The following is a 16,355-nucleotide window of genomic DNA, read 5'->3' as shown; positions in this document are numbered from 1 at the left end:
TGAAAGCATCTAAGCGTGAAGCCCCCCTCAAGATGAGATTTCCCAGTATGTAAGACCCCTTGAAGACGACGAGGTAGATAGGTTGGAGGTGGAAGCACGGTAACGTGTGGAGCTGACCAATACTAATCGGTCGAGGGCTTATCCAAATCTTAAAACGCAGATTCGTTTCGGATTCAGTTTTCAGGCGATCCAGCCTGAGCAAGATGTCGGCCGCAAAGGTCTGATATTTTCTTGCAGCGATTTCAAGAAGCGAAAGCTTCGAAAAATCATGTTTGGTGGCGATAGCGGAGGGGTTCCACGCGTACCCATCCCGAACACGACCGTTAAGCCCTCCAGCGCCGATGGTACTTGGACCGAAGGGTCCTGGGAGAGTAGGACGTTGCCAAGCAGACAAGACCACTGTTGAGTTATTAACAGTGGTTTTTTGCGTTGTGCACGGCTGTGGAAAAGCTGTGGATAATTTTCAGTAAGTTCAGAAAACTTACACACATGTGGATATAATTGCACGGACCGTTACATCCATCTTTTTCATGCGAAAATACATAATCATAAGGACTAGTCAAGCGAAAAACCGGATAATCCACGGTTTTTGTGGATAAAAAGTGGATTATGTGGACAAGTATATGGAAATAGTGGATAACTATTTTGCAGGATGATTAATCCAAACAAACATAAATTAGTTCAGTTTATTTCTGTGGATAACTTTTAGCGAGATTCTTTTTCTCGAGATGATTAGCAACAGAGCCCTTTGCTTGTTATACTCTCATAGAGAAGATTACTAACAATGAAGAGGTGAGCGGAAGTGGAAATCAGGCCATTGAAATCCGAGGAGTTTGAAGCAAGTCTAAGCTTGTCCGAATATGCTTTTAAATACAAGGTTACGGGTGAAGAGCGCGTTGAAACGAAGCTGAAATTTAAGCCGGAAAGAGTATGGGGAGCGTTTGAAGATGAAGTGCTTGGAGCACAATTGACATTGCTTCCGCTTCAGGTCTACATACAAGGCAGAGCCGTTCCCATGGGCGGAATAGCCGGGGTTTCTACATGGCCGGAGAACCGCAGACAGGGACTTGTAGCCAAGCTTCTATCCCATACGCTGCAAACAATGAATGAGGCAGGTCAGACATTGTCCTTTTTACATCCGTTTTTGATTCCTTTTTACCGAAAGTTTGGCTGGGAGGTCTATTGTGAATATAAGAAATACTCCATACCAGTGGATAAGTTTCCAAGGAAAACTGAAATTCAAGGGACTGTAAAGCGTGATTCCGCAGGTCTTGATACAATAGAGGAACTCTACAGTAGATTTGCCGCTGAATATAACGGAACTCTGCAGCGTGATACGGACTGGTGGAAGCGGAGTGTATTGGATGACCAGACACACCACTGTGTTTTTTACTCGAAGCTTGGTGATCCGGAAGGATATGTGTTATATAAAATAATCAATAATGAACTGATCATTGATGAATTCATTTACTTGAACGAAGTGGCGCATCAGGGCCTGTGGACATTTCTTGCCAACCACGATTCGATGATAACTGGAGCTTCTCTCAAGCAAGTACCTTCTGATGATATTCTCCCGTATTTGCTTCCCGATCCGCGCATTCCACAGGAAAATTATCCATACTTTATGGGGCGGATTGTGAATGCACAAAGATTTGTGGAGAACTTCACCTTCCGACCCATTACGAACCGTGAGAGTAGGACTTTGTATATTGATGATGAACATGCACCATGGAACAATGGCTTATGGTTATGGACTGTATCCGAGGATGGGGCAGCAACGTTAAGTCGCGTAGAAGGAGAGAAAGCCTCTGCAGATCTGAATTGCACCATTGGTACGCTTACTGTTCTGCTGCTAGGGTACAAGCGGCCAGGGGAACTGGCCAGATACGGTCAGCTAAAAGCAAACCCGGCGGGATTGGAATGGCTGGAAAAGGTCATCCCGCAGGCGAAAACAGCATTGTTTGATTTTTTCTAATCCCATAATCTAAGGCTCTCCCGGTTTCATAATGAAGCTGGGGGAGCTTTTTGCCACCTGAAAGTTCAATGGAAATCACCATGCAAAACCCTGATTTTTTCACAATGGTCAGAATACAATTGCCCTAAAACGTAAAAAATAAAAGCAACCACTTGGAATTCAGTGAGAATGTGTTATAATATGAAAAAAGTCAAAGAAAGTCAAAGTCAACGCAGCTCGAATTCATTTTATTGAAGGAAGTAGAGACAATGGTGGCAGGCTCTTCATTTATGGCTTTTTTAGTATATCTCCGGAATGATACTGTATTGCACTCTAAGTACTGAGGTATGAATGTAGTTTCGATTCGGGCCTCTGCTCTTGGGTTAAGATCTATAGAGATCATTACCGGACGGAAGCACAGTCAGTTGCACTATAAGCTTTGAACACTGGAGGATGAGTGATGCGTAATATCTCTGATATTATCGAACAATATCTGAAGAATATTTTGCATGAAAGTCCCGAAGGTACGGTGGAAATTCAGCGCAATGACCTGGCGGACCAGTTCTCATGCGTGCCGTCTCAGATCAACTATGTCATTAGTACACGCTTTACTTTGGAAAAGGGTTATGTAGTCGAGAGCAAACGTGGCGGTGGTGGATACATCCGGATTCAGCGTTTTGAGCTGCCCCAGAATGTCGCACTGTACGCACATCTCAATTCTACAATCGGAAAAGATATCGATCAAAATTCCGCCGAAGGGCTGATTTATCAGCTGGAGGAGGCCCGGTTTCTAACCAAGCGTGAAGCGTGCCTATTGCGCGCTGCTGTTTCCCGGGAATGCCTGACGGTTAATCTGCCGTACCGGGATGAGATTCGTGCCAAGCTGATGAAGGCTATGCTAATCTCTTTATTGGGCAAATAATGGTCAAATCTTAAGGAGGGACACCGCTTATGCTTTGCCAGGAATGCGGGGTCAAACCGGCTACACTCCATTTCACAAAGATTGTGAACGGAGAGAAGACGGAGTTTCATATTTGCGAAAGTTGTGCGCGGGAGAAAGGGGAGCTCATTCCTGGAACAGCGGGAGGATTCTCCATTCACAGTCTGCTGTCTGGTCTTCTGGATCTGGAAGGGGCAGGCAAGGAAAAAAACGCAGCCTCCCAGACCGCTCAGAGCCTTCAATGTGAGAATTGTGGAATGACTTACTCCCAGTTCAGCAAGCTTGGGCGTTTTGGCTGCAGCTCCTGTTATAAATATTTTGACAGTACGCTGGACCCGCTCTTCAGACGGGTTCATGGCAGCACCGCTCATGTGGGTAAGTTGCCGAAACGTGCAGGAGCAAAGATCATGTGTAAACGCCAGATTGATGAACTGAAGCAGGAACTGCAGCACAGTATCGCACAGGAGGAGTTTGAAACCGCAGCTGAGCTGAGGGATCAGATCCGCCAGCTTGAAAAAGAAATGCCACAAGAGTAAAGTCTTTGATATATAGGGGGGATATGACATGTCAAGTCTCCGGTTTACTGAACAAGCCCTTAGTGACTGGATGCGCTGCGGTGGTAGCCATTCTGAGATCGTCATCAGCAGCCGGATGCGGATCGCCCGCAACCTGGAGCATCTGCCCTTCCCTTTGCTGGCTTCGGCAGAGCAGTCGGAAGAGGTGCTGGACCAGCTCGCTCCTGTTTTTCAAGGAGAAGCAGCTGCGGATTTCGGCAACTTTCAACTCTTGAAACTGGATGAGCTGGATGAGCTGGACAAAAAGGTGCTTGTGGAAAAGCATCTCATTAGCCCTAACCTCGCTAACGAGTCACGGGGTGGCGCAGTCATCCTGAATGAGGACGAGTCAGTCAGTATTATGATCAATGAAGAAGACCATTTGCGTATTCAGTGTCTGTTCCCCGGTCTGCAGGTCAGAGAGGCTTGGGTAAGGGCGACAGCCATTGATGATATTTTTGAAGGCTCGGTCAATTACGCCTTTGATGATCGAAGAGGGTATTTGACTAGTTGTCCTACAAATGTGGGCACAGGGCTTCGTGCATCGGTCATGGTCCACTTGCCTGCACTTGTAATGACCCACCAGATCAACCGGATTTTATCCGCTGTGAATCAAGTAGGGCTCACGGTAAGAGGAATTTATGGTGAAGGCAGCGAAGCAGTAGGGAATATCTTTCAGATCTCCAACCAGATCACGCTTGGCCAGACGGAAAGTGAAATAATCGAGAATCTCCATGGCGTAGTTACCCAGATTATCGAGCATGAGCGCAACGCGCGGGAACGTCTGTTGGTAGATTCCGCTTTGCGGATTACAGACAGAATCAAACGTTCTTACGGGATATTGTCCTATGCGGCGGTGATGGAACTAAAGGAGTCTGCACAACGGCTCTCCGATCTAAGGCTTGGGGTTGATCTTGGTATTTTGGAAGGACCGTCGATTTCAGTCCTCAACGAGCTGAATGTAAAGACACAGCCGGGTTTTCTGCAAAAAATGTTCGGCGACGAGCTTACAGCCACCGAACTCGATATGTACCGGGCGAAGCTGCTCCGGGAGACACTGGGATCACAACATTAATTATAGATATTTATTATCCGTGGAGGTGCAGGGGATATGATGTTTGGAAGATTTACGGAACGCGCACAAAAGGTGCTCGCATTGGCGCAGGAAGAAGCCGTTCGTTTGGGACACAACAACATTGGGACAGAACATATTTTGCTCGGCCTGATTCGTGAAGGAGACGGAATTGCCGCTAAGGCTCTGATCGGTCTGGGTCTGGGTCTTGAAAAAATTCAGGACGAAGTGGAAACACTGATCGGCCGGGGACAAGAGCAGCCTACAAACATTGCTTATACTCCTCGTGCCAAAAAGGTTATCGAGCTATCGATGGATGAAGCTCGTAAACTGGGCCACACTTATGTGGGAACAGAGCATATCCTGCTCGGACTGATCCGCGAAGGCGAAGGCGTAGCGGCGCGTGTTCTCAATAACCTTGGAATCAGCCTTAATAAGGCCCGTCAGCAGGTTCTGCAGCTTCTGGGCAGCAGTGAAGCTACTTCGAGCCACAGCGGCGCTCCAGCCAATGTCAGCACGCCTACGTTGGATGGCCTCGCTCGCGACCTGACCGCATATGCCAAAGATGGCAATCTGGATCCTGTGATTGGCCGCAGCAAGGAAATTGAGCGCGTTATTCAAGTGCTTAGCCGCCGCACCAAAAATAATCCGGTCCTGATCGGTGAACCTGGGGTAGGTAAAACAGCGATTGCCGAAGGGTTGGCGCAAAAAATCATCAACAATGAAATTCCGGAAACTTTGCGTGACAAGCGCGTAATGACTCTGGATATGGGTTCAGTAGTTGCCGGTACGAAATACCGCGGTGAGTTCGAAGACCGCCTCAAAAAAATTATGGATGAGATTCGTCAAGCGGGTAACATTGTACTCTTTATCGATGAACTGCATACTCTGATTGGCGCTGGAGGAGCGGAAGGTGCAATTGATGCTTCCAACATCCTGAAGCCTGCTCTAGCCCGTGGAGAACTGCAGTGCATTGGTGCCACCACACTGGACGAATACCGCAAATATATCGAGAAAGACGCAGCTCTTGAACGCCGGTTCCAGCCAATTACAGTGGACCAGCCTTCTCCGGAAGAAGCGGTCCAAATTCTATACGGTCTTCGTGACCGTTATGAGGCCCATCACCGTGTGAAGATCACAGATGAAGCTATTGTGGAAGCTGTGAAGCTGTCAGACCGTTATATTCCGGACCGTTTCCTGCCGGATAAGGCGATTGACCTGATTGATGAAGCAGGCTCTAAGGTAAGACTCAACTCTTACACAATCCCGCCAAATCTCAAGGAACTTGAAATGCGTCTGGATGATATCCGCAAGGAGAAGGATTCTGCTGTACAGAGCCAAGAGTTCGAAAAGGCTGCTGCACTGCGTGACACCGAGCAAAAAATCCGTGAGGAATTGGATACCACCAAGAACCAGTGGAAAGAAAAACAAGGCCGGACTGATTCTCAGGTTACCCCAGAGGATATTGCCCAGGTGGTAGCCAGCTGGACAGGTATCCCTGTCAGCAAGCTGAAGGAAGAAGAGACTGACCGTCTACTCAACATGGAGGCTCTGCTCCATGAACGTGTCATTGGTCAGGATGAAGCCGTGAAGGCAGTCAGCCGGGCACTCCGCCGGGCGCGTGCAGGGCTCAAAGATCCAAAACGTCCAATGGGTTCATTTATCTTCCTGGGACCCACAGGGGTTGGTAAAACCGAGCTGGCGCGTGCACTTGCTGAAGCTATGTTCGGTGATGAGAATGCGGTAATCCGTATCGATATGTCGGAGTATATGGAGAAGCATTCCACTTCCCGTTTGGTCGGAGCGCCTCCAGGGTATGTGGGCTATGAAGAAGGCGGGCAATTGACCGAGAAGGTTCGCCGCAAACCATATTCTGTTGTGCTTTTGGACGAAATTGAAAAAGCTCATCCGGAAGTATTCAACATTCTGCTGCAGGTACTGGAAGACGGCCGTCTGACCGATTCCAAAGGCCGTGTCGTCGACTTCCGCAACACTCTGATCATCCTCACATCCAATGTCGGAGCGCAGGCGATCAAGAAGAACTCAACGCTTGGATTCACAGCCGTACAGGATGCCGGAGCGGATTACAGTAACATGAAGGGTAAAGTCATGGAAGAGCTGAAGAAGAGCTTCCGTCCTGAGTTCCTGAACCGTATTGACGAAATCATCGTCTTCCACTCCCTGGATGAAAAACACATTGCCGAAATTGTTACACTTATGTCCGAGGAATTGCGCAAGCGTCTGCGTGAGTATGATGTGGACTTTGTGCTTACTGAAGGGGCTAAAGCCTTCCTGGCCAAAGAGGGATATGATCCAGCCTTCGGTGCGCGTCCGCTGCGTCGGGCGATTCAAAAGCACATCGAAGACCGTCTCTCCGAGGAACTGCTGAAAGGCAACATCAAAAAAGGGGATTCCCTTAACATTGATGAGGTTAATGGTGAACTTGTAGTAACTACCGTAGAACCGCCGATTGCAGTCACACAGGAAAATGAGGTTGGAACAGAATAACCTTTACTTGGTTGAAACAAAGCTTCCACTTCTCCGTATGGAGAAGTGGGGGCTTTTTTGTGTAAAGGGACATTGATGTTTAATTAACCAATCATTCAGGCAGGTTAATGAAGGTAGGATTCAAAAGTAGATCTTAAGTGACCTTCCGTTCAGTGTGCAGAAATGGTAAACTTTGAGTAAGAGAAATTTATCCGCAATTTTAGCAAGTTCGGACGGATAGGAGAGCACATGGCAAAACCAAAAACTAAATTTTTTTGTACTGAATGCGGCTATGAATCGCCAAAATGGTTCGGGAAATGTCCCGGCTGCCAGGCTTGGAACTCCATGGTGGAAGAGACAGAAGTCGTAGTCAAAACACAAGGCATGAATGCACCGATTTTTCAAAGTAAAGAAAAGGCGCAATCGATCATAAATATAGAAAGTGACAAAGAGCCGCGTATCCTGACAGGCATTGGAGAGCTTAACCGTGTGCTGGGGGGAGGGATTGTTCCCGGTTCTCTGGTACTGGTAGGAGGAGATCCGGGGATTGGTAAGTCGACGCTCCTGCTTCAGACTTCACACGCGCTGACAACCCAGGGATTACGGGTGCTGTACATTTCAGGAGAAGAATCGGTCCGGCAAACGAAGCTTCGTGCGGATCGCCTTGGGGCGCTTTCGGCAGAGCTTTATGTGCTGTGTGAGACTAATATGGAGAGCATTGAAGAAGCGATTGAGCAGATTCAGCCTCAATTCCTGGTCATTGACTCTATTCAGACAGTATTTATGCCAGAGGTAACAAGCGCACCCGGCAGTGTGACACAGGTTCGGGAATGTACGACAAGATTCATGCGGATCGCCAAAATTCGCGGAATTGCTACGGTCCTTGTAGGACATGTAACGAAAGAAGGGGCAATTGCAGGGCCACGCATGCTGGAGCATATGGTCGATTGTGTCCTCTATTTTGAAGGGGAGCGTCATCATACGTACCGTTTGCTGCGTGCGGTCAAGAACCGGTTTGGATCCACAAATGAGATCGGGATTTTTGAGATGGGAGAAATCGGACTTACTGAAGTGGAGAATCCTTCTGAGCTTTTCTTGTCGGAGCGTCCGCTCGGTGTCGCTGGTTCGGCGGTTGTAGCCAGCATGGAGGGGACCCGGCCTGTGCTTGTTGAGCTTCAGGCGCTTGTAGCAGCTACCCACTTCCCTTCACCACGGCGGATGTGTACAGGTATGGACCATCAACGGATGGCTCTGATCATTGCAGTACTGGAGAAGCGCATGGGGATGTTTTTGCAAAACCAGGATGCTTACTTGAATGTAGCTGGCGGGGTAAAGTTGGATGAGCCGGCTATTGATTTGGCAGTTGCCATTAGTATCGCCTCCAGCTTCCGGGATATTTCAACTAAGCCTTATGATGTTTTTTTTGGAGAAGTTGGACTTACCGGAGAAGTAAGAGGGGTCTCACGTGCAGAAACGCGGGTGAAAGAGGCAGCCAAGCTTGGGTTTCGGAGAGTCATTATGCCCGAGAAAAGTATGAAAGGCTGGAAGCATCCGCAGGATATCCAGATTATTGGCGTCAGCACCGTAGCAGATGCACTAGCGGTCGCGTTAGATTAGGGGGCACAGAATGACAAAGGAATTAGAAAATATGAATGATCTGCTCAGAATGGCGGCACCGGGAACACCCTTCCGGGAAGGTCTGGAAAATGTGCTTCGGGCAAAGACAGGAGCGCTCATTGTTGTCGGATATAGCCCTGAAGTGATGGAAGTTGTCGATGGTGGCTTCTCCATCAACTGTGATTTTTCACCCAATTACTTGTATGAGCTGGCCAAAATGGACGGTGCGATTATTTTAAGCGAGGATTTGAAACGGATTCTGTACGCAAATACGCAACTGATCCCGGATTCCTCCATCTCTTCTATCGAGACAGGAATCCGGCACCGTACAGCAGAGCGTGTTGCCAAGCAAACCGGCAAGCTGGTTGTTTCCATTTCCCAACGCCGCAATATTATCACACTGTATCAAGGCTCCATCCGGTATGCGCTCAAAGAAATCGGTTCGATCCTGGCCAAGGCCAATCAGGCGATCCAAACTCTCGAGAAGTACAGAGCAGTGCTAACACAAAGTTTGACCAATCTGTCCGCTTCCGAGTATGAAGGGGTTGTCACTGTCGCAGAGGTGGTTGGAGTTATCCAGCGTGTGGAAATGGTGCTTCGGATCAAGATGGAAATCAAGCGCTATATCAACGAGCTCGGCAATGAAGGACGCCTGATCAGCATGCAAATGGAAGAACTGGTTGGAAATACAGAGGAAGAAGCATGGCTTCTGTACAGAGACTATGCAAGGGAGGAACAGGAGGACAAAATCCGCGAAATCATCGCCGGACTCAAGCGAACCAGCGACGATGATCTGATGGACGACAACCATATTGCCCGATTGCTGGGATATTCGTCTACAGCGATTGCTTCGGAGGAAGTGGTAACGCCGCGTGGCTACCGCTTGCTGAACAAAATCCCAAGACTGCCTAATGTGATCATACACAATCTGGTGGAAAGGTTTGAAATGTTGCCTAACCTGATGACGGCGAGTATTGCAGAATTGGATGAGGTGGACGGTATCGGCGAAGTGCGTGCCCGTAATATTCAGGACGGACTCAAGCGGCTGCAAAAGCAAGTTCTTATTGACAGGCAAATGTAAATAACATACAATCACGTAATATTGGAGACTTTGTTGCTCAATAGTAAGAAAATAGAGGTGAAGAAATGATACAAAAATCAATTCCGAGTTTGTTTACCATCGGTAACTTAATGCTTGGAATGTTTGGTATCATGATGGCGTTTGACGGTAAACTGAGCATGGCCGCTATCATGGTGATTATCGCTATGCTGTTAGACGGGCTGGATGGTCGTGTTGCACGGGCGCTGAAATGCGAAAGTGAATTTGGCAAGGAGCTGGACTCATTATCCGATGTCGTTTCCTTTGGAGTTGCGCCGGCGCTGATCATGTACATTACTAGCCTGCAGGATTTGAACTCTGCATTAGGCTGGACCGTAACAGCGATTTTCCCGGTATTCGGTGCGCTTCGTTTGGCCCGTTTTAATGTCCGTCCAGGTATCCCTGGATATTTTGTAGGATTGCCTATTCCGGCTGCGGGCGGAGTACTGGCTACATTAGCGCTTTTTCATAAGGATGTATCGGCCCCATTTATGATTGTAGCGACGCTGTTGCTGTCTTATCTTATGGTCAGCACAGTTAAATATCCGAATTTCAAAAAGGTGGGCCTGCCTAAAAAGGCGGTTGTAGGCGCTCCTGTGGTGATTGTTATAGCTGTTGCAGTTGCTGTGATTTTCCCCGAGCAGATCGCCAAGCTGATTTTTGTTCTTCTTGCATTGTATGCATTGTATGGCTTTAAGCAAAATATAGACCGGCTAACGGCTCGTCGCCGCCACCGTCGTAGACGCCGTACAGAAGATAAAATATATCACTCCAAAAATGGATAAGTTGCTACGGGACTAATTGCTCAAGAGAACCATAGGATTCTAATAAATATATGTAAAGAAAAGAGGCTTTGCCTTCCCTGGAACCAGTGGATGGCGAAGCCTCTTTGCCGATCTGTCGGATGGATAGAGCGCTTCAGACCATTCAGGAGAAGTTAAATAATCCTAGAGTAGCATATTTCTGTGACTCCTTTTCAACAACCTCGTCCATATTAATGTTAAGCAAATTGCAGAGAGCAGACATGTAGAACAGCTCACGGCCCAGCTCCGACGCAACCACCTCACGGCAGTTCTCGCACAGTTCGCCTTCAAGATGGGTTCCTGCAAGCTCCTTGGCTTGTTCAAGCCCTAAACCAGGCTCGAATATCTGTTTCTTGGCGTGCAGCTGAATACAGCCGCATTCGGTAATGGCTTTGACGACTGCACGATTAACGGAAGCGCTGCTCTGCCCGTTCTTGGACATTACATCCAGAAGACTACGGTGACGGAGCAGCAGTTCGGAGACTTGATCCTGGAAGGCCTGTAAACTTGGTGCGCTCATTATCCATTCACCCCTGGGTTCGTAATTGAGTTCATTATATGTCAGTCCTTCCCCTGTTTTCAACCAGTATTAGAAGTTTCCGGTTGTCTTTGCAGTAATGATAATGTTCTGTGTCAGAAAAAATAACGGTCCCCCGGATTACCGTCCTAAAAATTGGAACATACTGGTGATGTATAGATCATTTTAGGATGAATACAAGGAGGTGCCTGAGGTAATGTGGAAAAAATTGATTTTGATGCTTGCCGCGATTTGCGGAGCCTGGTCAGGTTATACGCTATACCATGCGGCAGAAAGAGGATTCCCGGAAGGAATGGGAAAACTGGGTGATAGCTTACCTGTGCAGGGAAGCATTTTGTTTGCGGTGCTGGGAGCCATTATTTTTTTGTTTGCGGGGACTTTATGCGCGGAATGGGGAGGTTCTAAACTGCGGGAGGCGGTATTGTATTGTTCGCGCATCCCCATGAATGAATTGGCTGCAGGCGCTGCTGGGCTTACGGGAGGCCTTCTCTTGTCCCTCCTGCTATATCCTGCTATGGTATGGCTTGGAAAGGCAGGAGAGCTGCTGCAGGTGGCTGCTACGCTTACGTTTGGGTATATGGGGCTCCGGATTGGGCTGGAAAAGAAAGAAGAGCTGGCTTCTTTATGGACAACCGGGCGCTGGGGACAAGCTCCAGAACCGGAAGGCCGCGGCTTGGAAGAGCATAAGATTCTGGATACAAGCGTCATTATAGACGGACGGATCGCCGATATCTGCAAGACAGGTTTCATTGAGGGAACCATCGTAATCCCGGAATTTGTTCTGGAGGAGCTTCAGCATATCGCCGATTCATCGGATCTGCTGAAACGTAACCGCGGACGTCGCGGATTGGATATCCTCAATAAAATCCAAAAAGAGCTGGATGTGAAGGTGCTGATCTACGAAGGTGATTTTGAAGAAATCTCTGAAGTAGACAGTAAACTGGTCAAACTGGCTAAAGTGCTGCGGGGCAAGGTAGTCACCAATGACTTTAACCTTAACAAGGTGTGCGAACTGCAAGGCGTGTCAGTTCTCAATATCAATGATCTGGCCAATGCGGTGAAGCCGGTGGTCCTGCCTGGTGAAGAAATCATTGTCCAGGTTATTAAAGATGGCAAGGAGCATGGACAAGGAGTTGCCTATCTTGATGACGGAACTATGATTGTGGTCGAGGGCGGCCGTGAATACATCGGAACAACGATGGAGGTTCTGGTAACCAGTGTGCTGCAGACTTCGGCAGGACGCATGATTTTTGCCAAGCCGAAGCTGATGGAAAAAGCGCAATAAACGGTTTCAGAGCGGTGAAAGCTTCTCCAATGGGTTGGAAATGGCCGCCAAACACGTTATGATGGGGGTATACGTGAAGGACAGGAGAAGGGCAGAATGTCAAACAGTGTAGGCGCCGTGATTGTCGCGGCGGGCAGAGGAACAAGAATGGGGACTGCGGAGAGCAAGCAATATTTGCTGCTGCAGGGAAAACCGATTATCGTTCATACCCTGGAGGTATTTCAGCGGCATCCGCTCATCTCTGAAATCGTACTGGTTACGGGCCAAGAGGATGTGGATCGCTGCCGGGAGTGGATAAAGGCCTACAAGCTCGACAAAGTGTCATCTGTAGTGACAGGAGGCTCTGAACGCCAGCATTCGGTTCATCTGGGTCTGAGAAAACTGTTGACCACCTGGGTAATGGTTCATGACGGTGTCCGTCCATTTGTGCAGGAGGAAGAGATTACAGCCTGTTACGAGCATGCCAAAGATATTGGTGCCTCAGTGCTTGCTGTACCGGTAAAAGATACGATCAAGCAGGTGGACGGGGATGGCAAAGTGCTGTCCACACCCGATCGGCGAAGTCTGTGGGCGATTCAGACCCCGCAGACTTTTCGTTTGTCCGAACTGATTATGGCGTATGAGTCGGCAGAGCGGGACGGATTTCTCGGCACCGATGATTCGAGTCTCGCGGAGCGCAGCGGTATTCCGGTTGCCGTCGTGGAGGGAAGTTACACAAACATTAAGATTACCACACCGGAAGATCTGGATTTCGCTGAATTCACACAAAGAAACAGGGGAGAGGTACAAACATGATTGCTGTAGGACAAGGTTTTGATGTACACCAGCTGGTGGAAGGCAGGCCGTGCATTATTGGCGGTGTCACTATTCCTTATGAAAAAGGACTGCTTGGGCACTCTGACGCCGATGTACTGCTGCATGCAGTGAGCGACGCTATTCTGGGGGCCTTGGGACTTGGCGATATCGGCAGACATTTTCCCGATACGGACCCGGCCTTTAAGGATGCGGACAGTCTGAAGCTGCTGGAGCATGTATGGGCGCTTGCCCGTGAACGTGGTTATAAGCTTGGGAATATTGATTCTACGATTATTGCCCAAAAGCCTAAGATGGCCCCTTATATCCCGCAAATGAATGAGGTTATCGCTAAGGCACTGGGAGCCGAGACATCGAAGGTGAATGTCAAAGCAACCACTACCGAACAGCTTGGCTTTACCGGACGTGGAGAAGGGATAGCTGCACAATCTATTGTCTGTCTGCTCAAAGATGTGATATCATCTTGAGATGGCTGTTTGCAGCCTAATTTAACCATTATGAAGCGGAGGGAATGACATGACGGGTCAAGTCCGGGTGCGTTACGCACCAAGCCCTACGGGACATTTACATATCGGAAATGCCAGAACGGCGTTATTCAATTATTTGTTCGCCCGTAATCTGGGCGGCAAATTCATTATCCGGATCGAAGATACGGACGTAAAGCGTAATATTGCTGAAGGGGAAGAAAGCCAGCTCAAATATCTGAAATGGCTGGGAATGGACTGGGATGAGAGTGTTGATATCGGCGGTGAATACGGGCCATATCGCCAGACAGAACGTTTAGATCTGTACCGCATATACTGGCAGGACCTGCTGGACCGTGGTCTTGCATACCGCTGCTACTGCACAGAAGAAGAGCTTGAAGCGGAACGTGAAGAGCAGACCGCCAGAGGCGAGACTCCGCGTTATTCCGGGAAGCACCGGAATTTGACTGAAGAGCAGCGCCAGGCCTATGAAGCAGAAGGACGTATAGCAAGTGTCCGCTTCCGTGTGCCTGAAGACCGCACTTATACCTTTGATGATATCGTTAAGGGGAGTATTTCTTTTAATACTAAGGATATGGGCGACTTTGTCATTGTGAAGAAGGATGGAATACCAACCTATAACTTCGCTGTGGCTGTGGATGATCATCTGATGGAAATCACTCATGTATTGCGCGGGGAAGACCATATCTCGAATACACCGCGTCAATTGATGATTTATGAGGCCTTGGGCTGGGAAACGCCGCTGTTTGGACACATGACCCTGATTGTTGGTGATGACCACAAGAAGCTTAGTAAACGTAACGAATCCATTATTCAGTTCATTGAGCAGTACGATCAGCTGGGCTATTTGCCAGAGGCACTGTTCAACTTTATCGCACTGCTGGGCTGGTCACCGGAGGGCGAAGAGGAGATCTTCAGCAAAGAAGAGCTGATCTCCATCTTTACGGCAAACCGTCTGTCCAAGAGTCCAGCTGTATTCGATACCAACAAGCTATCGCATTTGAATAACCACTACATCAAGCACGCCGATCCAAAACGTGTTGCTGCGCTGGCTATTCCACATCTGCAAAAAGCCGGAAGATTGCCGGAAACGCTTAGTGAAGAACAGCAGGCCTGGGCTGAAAGTCTGGTTGCTCTGTATCAGGAGCAGATGATTTCTGCCTCGAATATCGTGGAGCTGTCGGAGCTTTTTTTTCGCAGTCATGTGGAGCTTGAAACAGAAGCTGCTCAGATTCTGGCTGAAAGCCAGGTTCCTGAAGTCCTGTCCGCTTTCTTGAATAAGGTGGAAGCTACAGACGATTTTACTGCCAGTAACATGGCCGTCCTGATTAAAGAAGTACAGAAAGAGACGGGACATAAAGGCAAAGCGCTGTTCATGCCGATCCGTGTCGCTTTAACCGGACAAACACATGGACGTGATTTGAATGTAACGATAGTTCTGCTAGGCCGTAGCCGGGTCATCGAACGTCTGAGATCTCAGATCAAAGGGGCTTAAGAAGGAGTAGCCGGATGATGAACCCCTTGTCAGTCCGTTGTCTTTTAGCTAAGATAGAAGTATATGATAATAGCTGGGATCAGGAAAAGTATGCGTACAAGGACAATTACCAGAGAGAATAACCGCTAAGGGATTTCCCTTTGCAGGCTGGGAGTTATTCATTTGTCTGCCGCTGAATATGCGCCTGTGAGCTGCTCGGTTGAGCGTTCCTGCAATGGGATGTTAGACCGCGCCGGAACGTTGCCGTTACAGACGCCAAGAGGGACAATAGCACTTACTGGTTTTGAAATGTGAATCCGGTGAATCATGCGAAGTCCAAGCAGAGTGGGACCACGGTTAAACGTCTCTGCAGCTTTATGCTGCAGGGGCGTTTTTTGTTGAAATTTATGAATAGAGAGAGAACGTGGGTTGTAGATAATACCTTCCTTATGCGTACCTGTAAACAGGAGGCGGGGAAGTCAAAGAAGAGGGGAACCGTGATGTTTAAGTATATCAAGTCGGACATTCGGGCAGTATTCGACAACGATCCCGCAGCCCGCAGCTGGTTTGAGGTTGTCTTCACCTACGCCGGACTTCATGCCATTTGGGCACACCGGATAGCCCACTCTTTATATAAACGGCGCTGGTTTACACTTGCACGCGTCGTTTCCCAGATCAGCAGATTTATGACCGGTGTTGAAATTCATCCAGGGGCAACGATCGGGAACCGCCTGTTTATTGACCATGGAATGGGTATTGTCATCGGGGAAACCTGCGAAATCGGGGATGATGTGATTATTTATCAGGGAGTTACTCTCGGGGGAACGGGTAAAGAAAAAGGAAAACGTCATCCGACCGTTGGCAACAATGTTGTGATTGGCTCCGGCGCGAAAGTACTGGGATCGTTCCGGATCGGCGATAATTGCAATATCGGCTCCAATTCGGTTGTTCTCCGTGAAGTGCCAAGCAACAGTACAGTTGTGGGTAATCCTGGGCGGGTGGTCAAACGAAATGGCGAACGGGTATCTGACAGGCTTGATCACACCCAAATGCCGGATCCACTGATCGATTCTCTGCGTTTTTTACAGAAAGAGATCGAAGAGATCAGAGAAAAGCTAGGTACAGAGGACAAACAGAAACAAGAACAGCGCCGCCTGGAAAGCCAGCAGTATATTGGTGATTATGAAATTTAAGCATACCGGAATTCGGTAGAATCCGGGTTCAAACAGAAAGG

At 48.5% G+C, this 16,355-nt stretch carries 14 protein-coding genes and 2 rRNA genes; 15 read left to right on the top strand and 1 reads right to left on the bottom strand.

Features of this window, described 5'->3' with window-relative positions; genetic code table 11:
* The 10 genes from A3849_RS21960 to pssA all read left to right on the top strand — a co-directional run.
* Positions 1-146: ribosomal RNA gene (locus A3849_RS21960) — 23S ribosomal RNA — on the top strand; the annotation flags it as partial.
* Between the two features lie 125 nt (positions 147-271).
* A 5S ribosomal RNA gene (gene rrf, locus A3849_RS21955) occupies positions 272-388 on the top strand.
* Positions 389-802: 414 nt separating this feature from the next.
* Entirely contained in the window at positions 803-1,975 is a 1,173-nt protein-coding gene (locus tag A3849_RS21950) for a GNAT family N-acetyltransferase (protein ID WP_074113313.1), read from the top strand.
* 439 nt (positions 1,976-2,414) lie between these two features.
* Positions 2,415-2,876 carry a CtsR family transcriptional regulator gene (locus A3849_RS21945; protein ID WP_025707278.1) on the top strand — a complete coding sequence of 154 codons (462 nt, stop codon included), beginning with the start codon at positions 2,415-2,417 and terminating at the stop codon, positions 2,874-2,876.
* 29 nt (positions 2,877-2,905) lie between these two features.
* Positions 2,906-3,430 carry a protein-arginine kinase activator protein McsA gene (mcsA, locus tag A3849_RS21940; RefSeq protein ID WP_074113312.1) on the top strand — a complete coding sequence of 175 codons (525 nt, stop codon included), beginning with the start codon at positions 2,906-2,908 and terminating at the stop codon, positions 3,428-3,430.
* A 28-nt stretch (positions 3,431-3,458) separates the two neighbouring features.
* Positions 3,459-4,523, top strand: a complete 1,065-nt coding sequence (gene mcsB, locus A3849_RS21935; protein ID WP_074086501.1) for a protein-arginine kinase McsB — start codon at positions 3,459-3,461, stop codon at positions 4,521-4,523.
* Positions 4,524-4,559: 36 nt separating this feature from the next.
* Positions 4,560-7,028 (top strand): ATP-dependent protease ATP-binding subunit ClpC, encoded by a 2,469-nt coding sequence (gene clpC / locus A3849_RS21930; RefSeq protein WP_074113311.1) that lies wholly within the window; start codon positions 4,560-4,562, stop codon positions 7,026-7,028.
* A 228-nt stretch (positions 7,029-7,256) separates the two neighbouring features.
* Entirely contained in the window at positions 7,257-8,624 is a 1,368-nt protein-coding gene (radA, locus tag A3849_RS21925; RefSeq protein WP_074113310.1) for a DNA repair protein RadA, read from the top strand.
* 10 nt (positions 8,625-8,634) lie between these two features.
* Entirely contained in the window at positions 8,635-9,705 is a 1,071-nt protein-coding gene (gene disA, locus A3849_RS21920) for a DNA integrity scanning diadenylate cyclase DisA (protein WP_074113309.1), read from the top strand.
* Between the two features lie 65 nt (positions 9,706-9,770).
* Positions 9,771-10,508, top strand: coding sequence for a CDP-diacylglycerol--serine O-phosphatidyltransferase (gene pssA / locus A3849_RS21915; protein ID WP_074113308.1), 738 nt, complete (start codon positions 9,771-9,773; stop codon positions 10,506-10,508).
* Positions 10,509-10,650: 142 nt separating this feature from the next.
* On the opposite strand, the gene A3849_RS21910 is transcribed toward pssA, so the two are convergent.
* Positions 10,651-11,046: a nucleoside triphosphate pyrophosphohydrolase family protein gene (locus A3849_RS21910; RefSeq protein WP_074113307.1), complete on the bottom strand. Its 396-nt coding sequence runs from the start codon at positions 11,044-11,046 to the stop codon at positions 10,651-10,653.
* Positions 11,047-11,260: 214 nt separating this feature from the next.
* Between A3849_RS21910 and A3849_RS21905 the strand changes: the two genes are divergently transcribed.
* The 5 genes from A3849_RS21905 (at position 11,261) to cysE (ending at position 16,314) form a co-directional block, all read left to right on the top strand.
* Positions 11,261-12,349 (top strand): PIN/TRAM domain-containing protein, encoded by a 1,089-nt coding sequence (locus tag A3849_RS21905; protein ID WP_074113306.1) that lies wholly within the window; start codon positions 11,261-11,263, stop codon positions 12,347-12,349.
* 96 nt (positions 12,350-12,445) lie between these two features.
* Positions 12,446-13,144, top strand: a complete 699-nt coding sequence (gene ispD, locus A3849_RS21900; protein ID WP_074113305.1) for a 2-C-methyl-D-erythritol 4-phosphate cytidylyltransferase — start codon at positions 12,446-12,448, stop codon at positions 13,142-13,144.
* On the top strand, positions 13,141-13,629 hold the full coding sequence (ispF, locus tag A3849_RS21895) for a 2-C-methyl-D-erythritol 2,4-cyclodiphosphate synthase (protein WP_074113304.1): 489 nt from the start codon (positions 13,141-13,143) through the stop codon (positions 13,627-13,629). The genes ispD and ispF overlap by 4 nt, the downstream gene beginning before the upstream one ends.
* 49 nt (positions 13,630-13,678) lie before the next feature.
* The gene (gene gltX / locus A3849_RS21890) at positions 13,679-15,142 is read left to right on the top strand and encodes a glutamate--tRNA ligase (protein ID WP_074113303.1); all 1,464 of its coding nucleotides are present in this window, start codon (positions 13,679-13,681) and stop codon (positions 15,140-15,142) included.
* A gap of 479 nt (positions 15,143-15,621) precedes the next feature.
* Positions 15,622-16,314 carry a serine O-acetyltransferase gene (gene cysE, locus A3849_RS21885; RefSeq protein ID WP_074113302.1) on the top strand — a complete coding sequence of 231 codons (693 nt, stop codon included), beginning with the start codon at positions 15,622-15,624 and terminating at the stop codon, positions 16,312-16,314.
* Positions 16,315-16,355 lie beyond the last annotated feature (41 nt).

The sequence above is a fragment of the Paenibacillus sp. P46E genome, assembly GCF_001909095.1.
GTDB lineage: Bacteria > Bacillota > Bacilli > Paenibacillales > Paenibacillaceae > Paenibacillus_AQ > Paenibacillus_AQ helianthi.
This window is presented reverse-complemented; position numbering and strand designations above follow the sequence as displayed.